General features: G+C 70.9%; 16 protein-coding genes. 2 read left to right on the top strand and 14 right to left on the bottom strand.

The features are described 5' to 3' along the window. Window positions 1-86 precede the first annotated feature (86 nt). From ACZ63I_RS02130 to ACZ63I_RS02105, 6 genes are all read right to left on the bottom strand, one after another. A complete protein-coding gene (locus tag ACZ63I_RS02130; protein WP_469334481.1) occupies window positions 87-1,658 on the bottom strand; it encodes a glycosyl hydrolase in 1,572 nt (523 codons plus the stop codon). Window positions 1,659-1,766: 108 nt separating this feature from the next. Continuing rightward, on the bottom strand, window positions 1,767-2,696 hold the full coding sequence (locus ACZ63I_RS02125) for a hypothetical protein (protein ID WP_469334479.1): 930 nt from the start codon (window positions 2,694-2,696) through the stop codon (window positions 1,767-1,769). Continuing rightward, window positions 2,683-2,823, bottom strand: a complete 141-nt coding sequence (locus ACZ63I_RS02120; protein WP_469334477.1) for a hypothetical protein — start codon at window positions 2,821-2,823, stop codon at window positions 2,683-2,685. Before ACZ63I_RS02120 ends, ACZ63I_RS02125 begins: the two co-directional genes overlap by 14 nt. A gap of 115 nt (window positions 2,824-2,938) precedes the next feature. Next, complete coding sequence (locus ACZ63I_RS02115) at window positions 2,939-3,982, bottom strand: hypothetical protein (RefSeq protein ID WP_469334475.1); 1,044 nt, start codon at window positions 3,980-3,982, stop codon at window positions 2,939-2,941. Between the two features lie 212 nt (window positions 3,983-4,194). Beyond that, window positions 4,195-4,725 carry a DUF4913 domain-containing protein gene (locus tag ACZ63I_RS02110; RefSeq protein WP_469334473.1) on the bottom strand — a complete coding sequence of 177 codons (531 nt, stop codon included), beginning with the start codon at window positions 4,723-4,725 and terminating at the stop codon, window positions 4,195-4,197. Window positions 4,726-4,783: 58 nt separating this feature from the next. Then, window positions 4,784-5,818, bottom strand: coding sequence for a C40 family peptidase (locus ACZ63I_RS02105; protein ID WP_469334471.1), 1,035 nt, complete (start codon window positions 5,816-5,818; stop codon window positions 4,784-4,786). Between the two features lie 160 nt (window positions 5,819-5,978). On the opposite strand from ACZ63I_RS02105, the gene ACZ63I_RS02100 reads away from it, so the two are divergent. Further along, window positions 5,979-6,371 carry a hypothetical protein gene (locus ACZ63I_RS02100; protein WP_469334470.1) on the top strand — a complete coding sequence of 131 codons (393 nt, stop codon included), beginning with the start codon at window positions 5,979-5,981 and terminating at the stop codon, window positions 6,369-6,371. 33 nt (window positions 6,372-6,404) lie between these two features. Here the strand turns inward: ACZ63I_RS02100 and ACZ63I_RS02095 are convergent, their stop codons facing one another. The 8 genes from ACZ63I_RS02095 to ACZ63I_RS02060 all read right to left on the bottom strand — a co-directional run bounded on the left by ACZ63I_RS02095 (window position 6,405) and on the right by ACZ63I_RS02060 (window position 15,056). After that, complete coding sequence (locus tag ACZ63I_RS02095) at window positions 6,405-8,192, bottom strand: type IV secretory system conjugative DNA transfer family protein (RefSeq protein ID WP_469334468.1); 1,788 nt, start codon at window positions 8,190-8,192, stop codon at window positions 6,405-6,407. Next, complete coding sequence (locus ACZ63I_RS02090) at window positions 8,180-9,982, bottom strand: ATP/GTP-binding protein (RefSeq protein ID WP_469334466.1); 1,803 nt, start codon at window positions 9,980-9,982, stop codon at window positions 8,180-8,182. Before ACZ63I_RS02090 ends, ACZ63I_RS02095 begins: the two co-directional genes overlap by 13 nt. Next, complete coding sequence (locus tag ACZ63I_RS02085) at window positions 9,979-11,472, bottom strand: SCO6880 family protein (protein ID WP_469334464.1); 1,494 nt, start codon at window positions 11,470-11,472, stop codon at window positions 9,979-9,981. The genes ACZ63I_RS02090 and ACZ63I_RS02085 overlap by 4 nt, the downstream gene beginning before the upstream one ends. Window positions 11,473-11,666: 194 nt before the next feature. Next, window positions 11,667-12,917, bottom strand: a complete 1,251-nt coding sequence (locus ACZ63I_RS02080; RefSeq protein ID WP_469334462.1) for a hypothetical protein — start codon at window positions 12,915-12,917, stop codon at window positions 11,667-11,669. Window position 12,918: 1 nt separating this feature from the next. Then, complete coding sequence (locus ACZ63I_RS02075) at window positions 12,919-13,671, bottom strand: DUF8175 domain-containg protein (RefSeq protein WP_469334460.1); 753 nt, start codon at window positions 13,669-13,671, stop codon at window positions 12,919-12,921. Between the two features lie 15 nt (window positions 13,672-13,686). Continuing rightward, entirely contained in the window at window positions 13,687-13,974 is a 288-nt protein-coding gene (locus tag ACZ63I_RS02070) for a hypothetical protein (protein ID WP_041987878.1), read from the bottom strand. 156 nt (window positions 13,975-14,130) lie between these two features. After that, a complete protein-coding gene (locus tag ACZ63I_RS02065; RefSeq protein ID WP_469334458.1) occupies window positions 14,131-14,412 on the bottom strand; it encodes a hypothetical protein in 282 nt (93 codons plus the stop codon). Further along, on the bottom strand, window positions 14,409-15,056 hold the full coding sequence (locus ACZ63I_RS02060) for a hypothetical protein (protein ID WP_469334457.1): 648 nt from the start codon (window positions 15,054-15,056) through the stop codon (window positions 14,409-14,411). The genes ACZ63I_RS02065 and ACZ63I_RS02060 overlap by 4 nt, the downstream gene beginning before the upstream one ends. 379 nt (window positions 15,057-15,435) lie before the next feature. Here ACZ63I_RS02060 and ACZ63I_RS02055 point away from each other — a divergent pair, with 379 nt between their 5' ends. Then, a complete protein-coding gene (locus ACZ63I_RS02055; protein WP_469334455.1) occupies window positions 15,436-16,317 on the top strand; it encodes a lytic transglycosylase domain-containing protein in 882 nt (293 codons plus the stop codon). The last annotated feature ends 8 nt before the right edge of the window (window positions 16,318-16,325 follow it).

The following is a 16,325-nucleotide window of genomic DNA, read 5'->3' as shown; positions in this document are numbered from 1 at the left end:
TCACGGCTCGCCGTGGCCCCGGAACGGGCCACGGCGAGCTTGCACCCGAACAACGGATCGCAGGTGGGAACGGTTCAACGGCCAGGTCAGCCCGCGTCGTGGTAGGCGCGGCCGCTGGCGTTGGGTGTGGTGCCGTTGTAGAGACCCGTCGGGCTGGTCACGGTGGAGAGCGTGAACCACGCGTAACGCTCCATGAAGTCAAGGCCGTTCATCATCGCCGTCGATGACCTGATGAAGTCGGTCTGCTCCTGCTCGCTGGGATAGCGAGGCGCGCCCTGGGACCAGTCGATCAGACCGTATTCGGTCAGCCAGACCGGCTTGTGGTAGCGGTCGTGAACGGCCTGGAGATAGCCGCGCAGTTGGTTGGCGGCGTCCGGGCCGAAGTCGGACCCGTACCAGTGCACCGGAATGAAGTCGACGCGCAGATTGCGCTGCGCGGCTCCCGTCATGAAGCGGTCGAGCCAGCCGCCGGGTACATCGGCGCCGGTGGCGACCGCCGGAGCGCCCATGCGCAGACCGGTGGACTGCAGCCGGGGCCACAGGTCCAGAGCCTGCTCGGGGCTCATGTTGGCCTGCGTGCCCGAGTCGGGCTCGTTGAAGCCGAGCAGCTCCGTGCCCTCCTGGCGGGCGTGGTTCAGTTCGTCGTCGGTGACCGAGCCGGGGCCCCAGATCATCGGGACGAACTCGACACCGTTCGGCTTCGCGACGGCGCCGCTGGACGAGGCCCAGTTGAAGTACCAGGACGCACCGGAGTCGGCGAGTGCCTGGGAGGCACCGTCGACCGGGTTGAGGCTGACACCCTTGCGGTTCGAAACGGGCGCGGCGGGTCCTGGCGGCGGCGGGTTGGTGACGACGGGCGCGGGCGCCGGGGCGCTGCCGGTCCCGAACGAGACGGTCAGACCACTGCACTTGGTGCACTGGTACATCACCTTGTTGCCCGGCTCGGCGTCCTGCTTCGACCAGGCGTACGCGGTGGGGCACTTCTGGTTGATCATGTCGCTGTACGGCGTCTTGGCGTCCCGGTTCGGGTTGACGCACACCAGCGACTTGCCCGTGGCCGGGTCCTTCTGCAGGTTGTCCGCCGGGCAGGCGGACAGCAGGTCCTCGGCGCAGCCCGCCACGGCGCACTCGCCGCTCGCGGGTGGTGCCACGTCGTTGGGCGTGATGGTGACGGGCGCCGATACGGCGTTGACGTAGCTGACGTCGTACCAGGGCGCCAGGGAGTCGGCCGGGTCGAAGTTGAACTCGGCGAGGCTCGCGGGCTGTTCACCGAGCGAGCAGTGGTCCACGAAGGGTCCGCAGTCACCGACGGCGCAGTGGAACGTGCTGCCGTTGTCACCGGAGCAGCCCTGCCGGGCGAAGAACGTGCCGCGCCAGTGTCCGGCGCCCTCACGCTCGGGGATGGTGATGGTGGCGGCCTGGCCGGGGTCGAGCGTCGGCAGTCCGGTCAGCTCGGCCGAGCCGTCGGCGTTGACCCTGCTGCCGACCCAGATACGGCTGTCTGTCTTGTTCTGCAGGGTGATGGTGTGGTCGGCGACGGCACCGGCCGCTGCGATGCTCCCGCTGTCGGAGCGGTGCGTCTGGATCGCTACGGCGGTGCCTGTCACACCGACGATGACCAGCAGCAGCGCCAGCAGAAATGATGTGCGTCTGCGCATAGAGCGTGCCTCTCCATCGGGCTTACGCGGGTTGGTTGATCAGATTTCGCTTGCGCAGGCACGACGGATGGGCGGGGTGGTTGGTTCATCCGATGCCGGATGTCGTGCTCACTTCCGCACTCTGCCCTGGGAGTTGGTGCGAACGGCCTTGGGCTGGAAGGCCGGTGACGGTGTGTCGGTTTGCCGCGTCGTGGGACTGGGCGGGCCGCTGTTGTACACGTCGCGGACGATCGCCCGGCCCTCGCCGCCGAGCAGGGACTGCGGGATCTCGATCGACCTGGTGTGCGGTTGGGGGGAGGTGGGCGGCGATACGGGACTCAGCGGAGAGAAGACGGACTCGGATTCCGATGCGCCGCTTCCCAGCAGGTCCCCGTCCAAGTGCCGGTACTCGGACGCGACGAAGGTGTGGCCGTCGGTCAGCTCGTCCCTGCGCGGCATCGAGGTGGCGTGCGCTGTTCTCGCCCGGCGGCTGCTGTCCTCGGCCGCCACGAAGTTCCGGCCGTCGATGAACTCGTCCTGCCCGGGGCTCTGGAAAGCCTGCGTCGAGGCGTCCCGGGTCCGGCCGGTCCGCGGCTCCTCGGGGGCGCCGCGCCGCAGCTCCCTCATGAACGCGTTGTTGGCGTACTCCGCGACGGACGGCATGCTCGCCGGCCGCTTGTCGTACGCCGTGCGCCACTGCTTCTCGGACCTCATCTGCGCGAGGACCGCGTCCTCGAAGGCTTCGCGCTCCGGCTTCGGCAGCCGGCTGATCCCCTCCTCGAAACCCGCCCTGCCGCCGAGCGCCGGCTGCCCGTCGGCGAACCGCGGCTGCTGCGGCTCGGCCGACATGCCCTGCGCCGACGACGGCGTCGACATCGACGCCGACTGCGGTCGCGATCGGCCCCTGAGCCGGTCCACCAGACGGCTCAACTCGCTTGCGAGCTGCGCCCAGGCGGTCTCCTCCTTGGCGGGCGACCGGCGGCCGAACCGCCGGCCGCGCAGCCCGTACTCGGTCCTGATCAGATTGCGCGCCAGCGCCACCGAATCAGCGTTCGCCACGACGCCCCTCCTTCACGTACGGCCAGGACGCCGCCGCACGCGGCTCGTACCCGCCGGCGTCCGACGCGAACCGGCGCCGCTCCAGCAGACCGTGCGGCGCCAAGCGCCACGCACGAATGGCGGACATGTGCGTACCTCCCCGACCGGTCGGCGATGGTCCCGGCCCAACGGCCGCGCCCGGGGGACGCGGCCGTTGGGGGTCAAGCCGGCCGGTGCGATGTGCATCGGCCGGATGCCGCCGACTAGCGGCGGACGACCTTCTTCCCCTTCGCCTTCTCCCGCTGCGCGCCCTGTCCGCTGGTTTCCGCCGGAATGCTCGCGCTGCTGTGCGTACTTTGGGCGTAACTGCCCTGCGGAAGGTAGTTCGCGGCCGAGTTACCGCCGGCCGGCGAGTAGCTGACCGGCCCGTACGACGACACCGAGGGATTCGGCGACGAGTTGTAGCCGGCGTACGGCGACTGCTGCGCCTGGAAGCCACCACCGTACGGCGACTGCTGTGCCTGGAAGCCACCGCTGTACGGCGACTGCTGCGCATAGCGCGGGTCGTGCGCGGCGGCACCGGCGCCGTAAGTGGGCTGCTCCTGCCAGTCCTCCTGCGAGCCCATGTTGCTGGTCGAGCCGTGTGAGGACGGGAACGATCCGGGTACCATCTCGCCCGGCCCGTATCCGATGTTCGTGTTGTTGTGAGCCATCCCCTCGTACACCGGCAACTCGTACGAGGGGTCGTCAGCCGTCCGCTCCCGTTCCTCCGTGTGGAAGTGGTGCGTCGCCTCGCCGACAGTGACACCACCGCCGACCCAGTTCCCTGCCTTGCCTGCCCATTCGGATGCCGTATTGGTGCCGATGGCGCCCGCGGCGTTCGCTGCCGCGGAGACGATCCGGCCGGTGCTCAACGCCTCCTGGGCCGTGTCGCGCACGCCGCCGCCCTGGACACGCTTCCGCTCCGCGTTGAGTTCCGAGGCACCCATATAGGCTTGACCTGCGATTCCCACCACCTTGAAGCCGACGCCCACTTTCCCGCCGACGGACTCGCCGATCGTCGTCGCCAACTGGGGAGCGACGTCGATCACGGCCTTCTTGATCCTCTTGTCGTGCCTGCTGACCCAGGCCCTCGTGTTCGCGGCGAAAGCCTTGAGTTTGCCGCCCACGCCCGCGAAGTACGTACGACTGCTCTGGTCGTACACGGCCGTTCCCTGCTGCGTGCCGGCCGGAAGCTCGGGCGCGTCGTCAGGTATGGGCCTGGACGAGGTGCGCATGTTCCCGTTGCGGTCGATATGGACCGACATGACGGACATGGTGGACGCGGCGGAATTGCCACTGTCGTCTGAGTGTTCTGAGCCTGCCATTTTCACCCTTCCTTAGGGCTGGATGGTTACTCCCTACGGAGCCTGTGGCGGCGCCGTATCCGGGCGCTGCCGACCGGATAAGGCTCCGCTCACCGAGCACAACGCGTACGCCGGGACATCGGTTCATCGCCCCTCCACCCTGGGCGGACAGGTCAGTTCGACGGCTGCGCGGTCGCCGGTCTTTCCCAATTCGGCTGCTTCTGCTCCTGCGGCGGTGGTGGCGGCGGCGGCGGCGCGAACGGATCCATCGCGTCGACGGGAGGAACCTCCTTCGCCCGGTGGGCACCCGGCTTGCATCCGGCGAAGGGGCCTTGCGGGTCCCGCAGTGTGTTCATGACCGGTGACAGATGGTCGCGATGCCAACTGGCAGGTCCTGACATGTCGGAGCCAGGACCGGTCAGATGACCCCAGGCGAGCCACAGGCCGTGCAACTGGGCCACGGCTTCGGCGTGTTCCCACCAGCGGGAGCACCAACTGGCCGAGGACGTGACCTCCCTGCCGTACACCGGCAACAGCACATGATGGGTCCACAGCGTGAGCTGACGCAGCGTATGCGCGTACGCGGGCCCTTCCATGTAGAGGATGAAATGCGGTGCGGAGAGAGGCTTCTTCGCCGTCGCACCCCCCTCCGCTCCGGGGACCGCGGGCTGCTCGGGAGGCTGCTCCGGCGGCTGGGTGGACATGGGACCTCCTGTCGGTGGCGACTTCGGGCGTACGGGACTCAGGCGGCAGCGTCGTGCGTCACGCGTCCGGGCGTACCGCTCCCAGGATCGGCATCGAAGCGGCCGGCGACTCGTACACCCAACGGCCCGGCCGCGGGGCCTGGATGATCTGGCCGTCGCCCACGTAGATGGCGACGTGGCTGGCGTCCGCGAAGTAGATGATGAGGTCCCCCGGACGCATCTCGTCGACCGGGATGTGCTTGAGCCGGCGCCACTGCTCCTCCGACGTGCGGGGGATGGGGTGGCCCGCCGCCAGCCAGGCCTGCGAGGTGAGCCCCGAGCAGTCGAAGGAACTGGGGCCTTCGGCGCCCCACACGTACGGCTTGCCGATCTGCCGGGCGGCGTAGGCGACGGCCTTGCGACCCGCCGAAGTCCCCTTCTTGCCGACCTTCTTGAGGACGCCCGTGGACACCCACTTCGCCTGGGCGTCGGCCTCGTCCTGCCGCTCCAGCGCCGCGAGCCGCTGGAGTTGCTCCGCCGCGAGCTGCGACTCCAGCTTCTTCGCCGCCTTGATGTGCTGCTCGATCTTGTGCTGCTGGTTCTTCTGCGTGCGGCGGGTCGCCTCCAGGTCCTTCAGCTCGTCGGAGGCGTCGTCGGTGCGGTGGCGCAGGTCCTCGCGCGTGGTGCCGAGCGCGGTCAGCACGCTGTGCCTGGCCTGCTGCGCCTTGCGGTTCAAGGACGCGTTGTCCAGGGCCGTCGCGGGGTCGTCGTCGAGCACGAACTGCATCTCCGCGGGCAGGCCGCCGCCCCGGTACTGGGCCCTGGCCACCGCCGCCGCCTGCGCGTTGAGCACGGACAGCTTCGCCTCGGTCGTCTTGACCTGGGCGTTGAGCTTGTCGATCCGCTTCTTCTGCTTGGCCACCTTCACATCGGCGGCGTTGAACTTGTCCGTGGCGACTTCCGCTTGGTGATAAAGGCTGTCCAGTTGGGCACGTACCTGGGTGAGAGTCGCGGGGTCGGCACGGGCGACCTGCTGGGTCGTCACGGTCAAGGCGCAGGCCAGGACGACGGCAGCCGCCGTCCGGTAGCTGTGCGCGCGCAGGGGCCGTCTCATCTGGGCCGAAGCTCCCTTCGTCCGCGTCGATCGGGGTAGGGGCCCGAGGGGCCCGTACGCACAACGGGCGGTGGGGTTGGGCGGTTCAAGGCGGCGTGAACCGGGCGCGCACGGCATCCGTTGTGCGCGAGAGGGCCGTACGGCGGACGAAAGGGTCGTTGTGGGAGTGGAGTTGCTGCTGCTGGCGCTGTGCACGGGGTTCGGCCTCGGCTTTCTGCTGCTCGCCGTACGGTCGGTGATCTCGGCCCTGAGACTGTGGCTGCGGGGCCTGCGCGCGATGGGTGTCGTGACGGCGCGCGGCACCGCCGACCGGCGGCGCGGCGGGCTCGTGATGTTCGCCGACCACCTCGGGCGCAGCCTCGTCTTCGACCCGGGCAGGCGCGGCCCGTGGTGCGGGCTGCCGCGCCTGGGCCGCAGCGTGCCGGTCGTCTACGCGCGCAACCAGCCGACGTCCGCCGGGCTGTGGACGGCGCGGTATCTGCTGTCGCCCGCCTTCGGCTGGTTCCTGTCCTCGACGCTGGCGTTCGGCGCCGGGGTGCTCATGACGGCGTGACCGTGACCCGCGACGGACCCCCCGGCCCGGGAGTCACACCCGGCCAGGGGCCTGTTTGCCGAGGCTCACGCCCGTCAACCGCGCCGCCGCGCGCGCCGTGATCGCCGCCGTCTCCGCCTTCGCCGCCGCCGAGATCGCGCCCGCGCCGGGCTCCTTGTACCAGGGGCGCAGCCGGATCAGGGCCGGCTTGACGCCGGTCGCGAGGAGCAGCGCCGTGCCCTTGGGCAGGGCCCGGATCTTGTCGGGCGGCAGGACGGACTCCTGGCGGTACGAGTACGAGCGCGACGTGCCGTCCTTGCTGCGCGAGATGGTCGGTGTGCGTACGTCGTACTGGCCCACGAGCGTGGAGATCTTCTGTACGAAGTCGGCGTCGTCCAGGCCCGCGCCGAGCAGCTTGATGGTCGCCGCGCTCCACAGCGCGTCCATGCCCACGTCGCCCCAGACCCGGGCGCCCTGCCGGTAACTCTGCAGCAGCGTCACGACGTTGATGCCGCGCGAGCCGAAGTGCGAGTACAGGTCCGGCAGGTCGGAGATGCGGCACACGTTCGCCGCCTCGTCGAGGACCGCGGTCAGCGGCGGGTCGAGCCGGCCGCCCATGCGCTCGGCGGCGACCACACCCGCCCGCATCGTCGTGTCGGCGAGGCCCGCGATGACACCGGCCGCCGAGCCACCGCCGTCCTTGGACAGCAGATACAGCGTGTCCGCGCTCAGGACATGCAGGTCGGGGCGGAACTCGGGCAGCGAGGGGTCGGGCGTGACCCAGGCCAGGATCTCCGGGTCGAGGAGGCAGGAGACGGTCTGCCGGGCCGTCTCGAAAATGCCGTCCCTGGTCTCCACGGCGCCCCGCACCGTGCCCTGCAACTGCTCGGCCATCGCGACGAGTCCGTTGTCACGGAGCAGGTCGACCGGGGTGCGGTCGGCGGGGTCGGCGAGCCAGCCGAGGAGTTCCTGGACGGAGGTGTTGCTGCGCGCAGCCGCGAGAAAGAGCGCGGTGAGGGTGTTCTGGGCGGCCGAGATCCAGAAGTCCTTCTTCGCCGTGTCGTCGTTGACGGAGGCCACGAAGTGCCCGGCGAGCCTGCGCGCACCTTCGGTGGTGTGGCACTCGGCGAGCATGTTCCACCACATGGCGCGCGGGCTGTGCGCGATGCCCTGCGGGTCGAACGTCCAGACGTCGCCCACCTCTTCACGCGCCGCGCGCGTCACGGCGTACACGTCGGACTTGTTGGAGGTCAGCAGCACGGCGCCCTGCGCGCGCAGCACGCGCGGGACGGCGATGCCGGTCGACTTGCCGGCGCGCGGCGCCATGAGGTCCAGCTCCACGTCCTCGTAACTGCTGCGCAGCTCGGGCCCCTTGGGGTCGAGTTCGCCGAGGAGGTTGCCCGTCTCGTCCGGGTGGAGCCGCTGCCTGCCCTTGAGGGTCGGCCGCAGTTCGCGGGCGCGCGCCTCGATGCCCTTGGGGCACATCGCCGCGAGATCGCGGCTGTTCGCCAGGCCCTTGGGGCGGTTGCTGCGGCCCAGGATCAGGATCACGGCGAGCACGATCGGGATCGCGACGACCGCCAGCAGGCCGAAGATGCCCGCGTAGACGGCGGTGGTCGGGGTGGTCGGCCACAGCGCGGCCGGCCCGTCGGAGACCAGGCTGGAGATGGTCGACATGGCGAACGGCGGTGCGTCCCAGCCGTGTCCGGAGAACCCGGACCCGATGGTGCCGCCCGACCAGGCGACGGTGAACATCAGCAGGCCCGTGCCGGCGACCGCGACGATGGCCCAGGGCAGCAGGTCGTGCAGATCGCCGCCGCGCTGTCCGCTCACGCGGTCCACCTCCCGGGCGCTTCGACGCCGGGGGCGCCGGGTCCGCCGGGGAAGGGCGGGGGCCCTTCCTGCGCGGCCCGCTGGACCTGCCCGGTGGCCTTGGCCACGGCCTCTTCGAGCGTCTGCTCGTTGGGCGTCCAGCGGGTGTTGGTGTTGTGCAGCCGGCGCTCCGCGTCGGTGATGGCGACCTTGATCGGGATGCCGGGGCGGCCACCGACCTTGATGAGGAAGCGGCCACGGCCCGGCGGTTCCTCGTCCTCGCCGTTGACACCCCAGCCGGGGGGCGAGGACCAGGACGAGACGAGTTCGATCTCGCGCCGGGACAGCCCGACGACCTTGCCGAGATCCTCCATCTCGGTCTTCGGCAGCCCCGCGCACACCACCATCCCGGCGCGCTCGACGAAGCCGCGCGCCTTGGCGCGGTCGGCGTCCGTGCCGAGCGCCTCGGCGTCCTTGAGGGTGTGGGTGATCTTCGCGTCGCCGAGACCGAGCGAGCGGTTGAGGCGGGTGAGCGCGTCGATACGGTCGACGATGCCGGAGGCCGCGCGCAGCGGGCGCCACAACTCGTCCAGCACGGTGAAGAACCAGCGCCGTGGCGCGAGTCCGGCGTCGGCCAGCGCGTGGCAGGCCGCGACCGTACCGAGCCCGTCGGACCAGGCGGCGAGCATCGCCGCCGCCGTCAACTGGGTGTCGGCCTCGCCGATTCCGGAGATGTCGATGCACACGGCGGGCGCGTCGGGGTCGATATGGGTCGACGTCTCGGAGGCGAAGGTGTCGCCGAGCGGGCCGTCGAGGATGCCGAGCAGCGAGCGGTGCAGCGGGTCCACAGCGTCCCGGTAGCGGGCGTCGTCCCCCCGGTCGAGCGTCACGGCGCGCACCCGGGGCGGACCCTCGGTGAGGACCCGCAGCACGTCGGGCAGCAGTACGGTGTGTCCTGGCAGGGTGCGTTCGCGCAAGTGGTGCAGAACGGCGGAGAGTACGGACTGCTCGTGGTCGTCCATGGGCCGGCCGCGCACGATGGTGATGAGCGCCGCGACCATGTTCAGCACCCGGCCGTGTGCCTCGGCCTTCAGCACCTCGCCGGCCTCGCCGCCGATCTTCGCCGCCGCCGAGCCCATGGCGCCCGGGTCGAGGACGTTGATGCCGCCCCGGCCGCGGCCGATGGAGATCACCTGGCCGCCGAGCGCCCGTACGGTGTCGGCGTAGTCCGGCTTGAGGTCGCCAAGGACCAGCGGTACGACGCCCGTTGCCGCGAGCCCGATCAGCATCCGGTTGATGAGCGTCGACTTGCCGAGGCCCGGCATGCCGAGCATGAACAGCGACGGGTTGGAGATGTAGCGGGCCCGGGTGAACCAGCTCAGCGGGTCGCCGCAGACGGTCGCGCCGGTGAACAGGTGCTGCCCCAGCGGCACTCCGGTCATCGGCGAGCCGGAGCCCGCGGCGAACGGCCACATGCCGCAGGCCTGCACGGTGGTGGCGCGCCACATCGTGGGCGGGTCCATGTAGCCGACGCGCCCGCCGCCCGCGCCGTACCAGCCGCGCGGCGGGACGTACAGCTCCTTGGGGCGCGGCGGTGTCTTCTGCCTGCCGCCCTTCTTGCCGCCCTGTGCTGCGTTCTTCGCACCGCCCTGATCGAGGCTCTGCCCCGTGACGGCCGGCGCCCATGCCGGCTTCTTCCGTCCCGGCTTCTCCGCCCAGGGCGACTCCGGTTCGAGCAGTACCCCCGGCGGCAGTTCGCTCGCCCGCTCCTCGGCCAGCCGGTCCGCCCGCTCGGCCAGCTTCTGTTCGCGCCGGCTCACAACGCCTCCTGCAGTTCGTGCGGTACGAGGGTCTGCTCCCACGGCAGGATCCCGGCGGGCAGGGTGCAGGTGAACGCCGCCGCCTGCATCCGGTCGGCGGGCCGCATCTGCACCCGGGAGGCCGCCGTCAGGTTGCGGATGGTGACGCTCGCGTCGGCCAGCTCCTCCGCGTTGTCGACGGTGACGGTGAGCATCAGCGAGAACTCCACGAGCCCCGCGCCCGACGCCTCCTCGTTCGCGGTCTGTTCGGCCGCGCGCACCTCGGAGGCCGCGCGCGCCTGCACCATGCCCTTGCCCGACGTCGCCATGAACTGGGCGCTGCGCCGGTCGGCTTCGACGATCCGCGCCGAAGTGGCCGGGTCGATGGGCCGGTAGACCAGCGCGACCCGCTTGCGGCGGGTGCCGGGAGCCGCCTCCAGCATGCCCCGCATCACCGAGGAGCGGATGGTGCCGCGCGGTGCCAGCGTCAGCATCCAGGTCCTGGAGACACCGGAGTCGTGCTGGTAGCTGTTCACGGTCTCGACGGCCGCGGCAGGTCCCGCGTCCTCCCACTCCAGACCCGTACCGCCGTGCGTGGCACGGGCGTTGAGTACGTCGGCGGCGACGGCCGGATCGTAGGCGACCCGGACGACCTCGGCGATCCGCTCGGCCGACAGCGGGTAGGCGGCGCCGCCGCCCGCAGCGACAAGTCCGCTGAGCAGACCGGGAATCCGGATCGCGAGATCCGTGATGATGTCGTCCTTCTTGCGGCTCTGGCCGCCCGGGATGCCGTAGGTCAGCGTGATGTAGGTGTGCATCTCGGAGGAGGCGCTGGGATAGCGGTCGACGACCTCCTCCATCACCGCGCGCGCGGCCGGAGGGGCGTCGGAGCGGATCCGGGGCAGCACCTCGTGGGCGAGCCGGGTACCCGGGTCGGGGGCCGTCTCCACGATCACGGAGGCGCCGCGCAGCCCGGGTTCGTGCGACAGCCGGGCCAGCCACTCGCCCCACAGCGCCACCCACACGTCGACCTGGTCGGGGTCGATGAGCGAACCGCCGTCCGGGTCGCAGCCGAGGACGATCGTGTACAGGTTGCGGACCGGGTGGTGCAGGACGCCGAAGGGCCGGTCGTAGGCGTCCCTGCCCTCGGTCGCCGTGACCTTGTTCAGCAGGCCCGGCGGGCGGAACCGGCCGCCGGGGCGGGCGGACAGCGGCCCCGATACGTACAGGTGCGCGCCCTTCGCCTTCCGGCGCGACCAGCCGATGCGCAGCGTGATGAGCTGGTAGATGTTGCGGCCGTCCTGGGTGCGGATGGTGAGCGGAACCAGGAACAGCACGACGGGTACGAGGACGACGAGCGCCGCGTACAGCGAGATCAGTGACGCCAGCAGCGTGGCGATGAGGCCGCCGAACGCCCCGAAGGTGCCGACGAGTCCGAGTGGTCCGAGCCCCGGCCGCCTTGGCCTGCGCCAGTTTCCGTAGGTCGGATGGGTGACAGCTTCCGCGGACATAGGATCCGGTTTCCCTTCATGAAGTGGTCGGAGTACGGCGGCGGTTGGAGCGGCGCGGTACGGCGGTGGCGGGGTGGACCGCGGAGAGCCGCCGAGCTCCCGCCGGGGGGAGGGGAGTTCGGCGGCCGTCGGTCAGGGGAGGTGGCGGCAGGACGTACGAAGGGACCGGCCGGCCGTCAACACTCCCCCGGCGGTCACTTGTTGTTGCCCAACTCGCCGTCGGCGCCTTCGACAGCACCCGACACGCTGGAACTGGCGACCTGCGCCGCGGCCACCGCGGCGAGCACCGCGACACCCGCAGGTCCGGCCGCAGCCGCGGCACCCGCACCGGCGCCACCTGCTCCCGCACCCGCCGCACCGGCCCGGCCCGCTCCCGCGGCCCCGCCGGCGCCGTTCGCGCCGCCTGATCCAGGTCCGCCGGCCGAACCCGATTCGCCACCGGCGCCGGACGAGCCGCCCGCACCGGACGAACCGCCCGATCCGTTCGCGCCCGAAGCACCGCTCGGACCCGCCTGCGTACCGCCGCCGGAACCGCCGCCGCGGCCGCCGAGCATGACGGCGCCGCTCGCGAGACTGCTGCCGGCCTGCCCCATGCTGGACATGGGGTTGCCCGTGCCCATGGCGGCCGTCGCCGGCACGATGAGCTTCAGCAGGGCGGGCAGGGCGATCGCGGACAGGAGCATCACGCCGATACCGGCGATCCGGGTGTTGATGGTGCTGTTGTCACCGCTGCCGCTGTTCTTGCCCGTATTGATCATCGCCATACCGGCGTTGAGCACGAGCGCGACCGCCGGTTTGTAGAGCAGCCAGGCGATCATCCAGCCGAGGTGCTTGCGCCACCAGCCGGCGCCCCAGTCCGTCATCGAGGCGGCCGCCGCCATCGGCAGCGTGCCGAGCAGCAGCATCATCACCCCGAGCCTGATGTACATCAGGACCGTGTGGATGATCCCGGAGATCAGCAGCAGGAAGGCGAGGACCAGCAGCAGGAAGGACTGGATCCCGCCGCCGTCCGAGCAGGCGCCGACGTTCTGCAGCGACTCCTGCACGGCGTCGTTGAACAAGTAGCTGGAGTAGTCGTCGGCGACGGCTGCGGCGGCCAGGCAGACCGTGGTGGCGGCGCCCGAGACCACCACCACCCGCATGATGCCCTTCAGGGCGGTCGTGCCCGCGTCGCCCTTGCGCTCGATGGCCATCCGGGCGGCGGCGAACAGCAGCGAACCGACCGCGAGGTAGACCACGATCCACTGGGTGTCGCCGCTGATGTTCTTCGACGTCTGGCTCTGCTCCAGCGTCGGGACGCTGGTCGCCAGCGCCCCGAACACCGCTACGGCACCGGCGAGGATGGTCTTGGCGACCAGGTCGATGATGGTCCCGATGGGGTCGCCGAGAAAGCTGAAGAACCCCTTCACCAGGTCGATGACCGGATTCCCGGACGTGCAGTTCACCTCAAACCCCCCAAAGCGTATAGCCGGTGGTGCTCTGAACGGCCGCGACCGGCGAGTGCAGCGCACCGTTGTCGTCAGGCACGACCTTCCAGTCGCCGCCGCTCCAGCGCAGCACGATGGTGGTCGCCGCATAGCCCTGGTCGCCCTTGAGGAGCAGCTTCACCGTCGCACCCGTGCTCCGGTACGAGGTCACCCTGAAGCCGACGTACGAGGCGACCGGCGTACTGCTCGTACTGTCGGTGTCCTGGACGGTGGCGCGCTGGAACTCGAACATGTCGCGCCCGATCCCGTCCACGACCTGCTGCTTGGTGACGGTGCGCCAGCCGGAGCCGCTCATCTGGGACGGGATGATGTGGGCGGCCAGTACGGCCCCGGTGGCTGTGTGCGCGTAGCACCACCACAGGTCGCCCTCGATCCGGGTGGGTCCGGCCGACGCCGAGACGGGCACGCGCGAAACCCCGAGCGTCTGCCAACTGATGTCCTTCGGGGCGGCCTTGGGCAGCGCTTCGCCCGCGCTGTCGTCGGTACGGCAGCCCTGCGGCCGGCCGCCCTTCGGGATCGAGGTACCGGAGAGCGGACCGACGGACGCGGCCGCGTTCGCACGGTCGGCGGTGCCGCTGTGGCCTGACGTCAGTGTGACGATCACGCCCACCACGACCACGACGCCGATGAATCCCGCCGAAAGCTGCCAGCTCCGCTGCTTGTAGTACGGCCCGGATTCCTCGACCCGCCGCTCCCTGCGTCTGAACAACACGTCCGTCCGCCCGGCCTACGCGAAGACGAAGCTGATCAGCGGGCCCGCAGTGGCCACGAGGACACAGCCGCCGAGCACCATGCCCAGCCGGCTCATGTGCTCCGAACTCTCACCGCGCTTGACCGAGACGGCCATCATCGCGCCGGTGATCAGCACACCGGCGACACCGGCGGCGGTACCGGCCCAGGCGGCTATGCCGAGCACGGTGTTGACCTTGCCGGTGAGTTCGTCGGGGGCGTTGCTCACCGGCTTCGGCACGGTGCCGTCGGCCAGGATGTTGGAGACTGCGAGGAGCAGTGACATGGGGATCTCTCCGAGGAGTCGGCGCCCGGCATGAGCGGTGGGCGGGAGGGTAACTGTCAGTGCGTAACGGTCTGTTGAACGGGTGGTTCGGGGTGGTGCGGGTTTCACGGGGTGCGGGTTCCGGGGTGCGGGTTCCGGGGTGGTGCGGGTCAGGCACTAGGGGCCAAGCAGCGTGAGGTTGCCGAGGGCCGTGACGAGCGGTCCCGCCGTCGTGGCGATGAGGCAGCTCAGGACGACGTAGAAAACACCGCGGAAGTGCACGCCGCCCTCACCCGGCTCACCGCGGCGCAACTGGAGCGCCATCTGCATGCCGACGATGATCAGCCCGCCGACACCACACGCCGACGCACACCAGGAGAGAAGGCCGAGGATCGTGTCGGCGTCCGTGGGCGGCCGGTAGTCGGCGAGGAACAGCGCACCGGTCACCGGGAGGGTCACGAGGCGGCCCCCTCACCGTAGAACTCGCTGCCCACCAGCTTGGCGAGGCTGACGAGTTGCCTGGGTTCGTGCTTCGGACGGCCGCCCGTACGCCAGGCCGGAATCCACGGCACCCGGTGCACCCGGGCGACCGAACGCAGCACCCGGATGCGGCGCAGCAGGACGAGCGGCAGCCGGCCGGGAGCGTCGGCGACGAGCACGACGCCCAGCAACTCCAGCCCCTGCGGGGCCTTCCCGTCCTTGAGCGCGCCCAACGCCTGCGAGACGGACCGGAGTCCGCCCGCACTGGTCCGGCCGACCAGGACGATCCGGCGCGGCTCACCGCGCGCGGGCTCCGGCCAGCGGGCTCCTACGTCCACCCCGCCGAGCACCTCGACCAGCGACGTCACCCCTGCCCCGCCGTGCGCCTTGACCCAGCCGACCTCGTCACGCGAACGCCCGCGCGGCGCCTTCGGCCGCCGCGACTGGCCCCAGCCCGCCTCGGCGGCGGGCGCGGGGGCCGCGCGACGAGCGGGGGCGGGGCGCGGGGCCGCCTGCGGGACGGCCTGCTGACGCGGGGCGACGGGGGCGGCGGGACGCTGGGCGACCGGGGCCGGCTGTCGAGCGGCGGGGCGTGGCGCGGTCCGTACGGGTGCTTGTGCCACCGGTTGCGCCACCGGTTGTGTCACCGGTTGTGTCACTGCGGGCGGCGGTGGTGGTACGGGCGCCGTCGGTGCGGGCGCCGTCGCTCGGGGCGGCACGGGCGCCGCTGCGGGTGGTGGCGTACCCCCGCCGGGGGGCGTCTGCTGTGGGGACTTCGGCCCCCGTACCCACGACTGTGGGCCCGGCGGCGTTGCCGAAGGAGTGCCCATATGTGTCCCGCCCCCCTCTTCGCTCGTGCTTCCGCTGCTGCGGATCATCTGGTTTTCCACTGGTTTGAACTTATTTGCCGCGGGGCCCGTTTGGATCTGTCGAGCCCGTCGGACAGCACAACGGGCTGTGTGGCCATGACGGTTCAAGGCGAAGGGAAGAAGGCACGCGCGCATGAGTGCAGGCACGGGAGCGGGCGACGAGAGCGGCGGCTCGAACGTCGTCAGGAACGGCATCATCGCCGGTACCGGCTGCGGCTGCCTGCTGTCCCCGCTCGCCCTGGTCGGCACGCTCGTGGTGGTGCTGATCATCGGCGGTTTCGGGGTGCTGCTCGCGCCGCTCATCGCACTGATCCTGCTGTTCGGCGGAGGCGGCGGGAGCGACAGCTCGAACCAGGACACGGCGGACCAGATGATCGACGTCCTTCAGGGCGACGGCAAGGGCCAGCTCGACGAGACCACCGTCCCCGCCGACCTGGTGGACCCCATCAAGCGGGCCGGCCAGCAGTGCCCGGCCATCGGCCCCATCGTCATCGCCGCCCAGATCGAGAAGGAGTCCGGCTTCAACGCTGCGCTGACCGGCCCCAACGGCGAACTGGGCCTCTCGCAGTTGCCGCCCGACATCTTCAAGCAGTACGGCAAGGACGACGACGAGAACGACAAGACGTCGGCCCTGGACGCGGAGGACTCGATCATGGCCCAGGGTCGCTACATGTGCGACCTGGCCAAGCAGGGCCAGCAGATGATCGACAACGGCGAGGTCCGGCAGCCGGAGGACGGCGAGGACACCTTCAACTCCAACACCGCCATGGACCTCGCCCTGGCCGGCTACCACGTCGGGATGGACGCCGTACGCGATGCGAAAGGGGTGCCGCAGACGAGTGAGGCCCAGGGGTATGTCCTGGCCATCCGCGCCCAGTTCGCCAAGTACCAGGGCATCGCGGCCCCGCCGGAGGGCGCCACTCCCGGCGTCACCCCCGACCCCAGCGAAACGGACCTGCCGCCCCGCCTGTCCACCGACACTCCCGTCGCTCCCACCGCCACCTCCACCGCATAAGGACGGCA

It is taken from the genome of Streptomyces sp. NPDC087906 (genome assembly GCF_055584925.1).
Note: the sequence above shows the minus strand (reverse complement) of the source record. Positions and strands in the feature narration are given on the sequence as shown.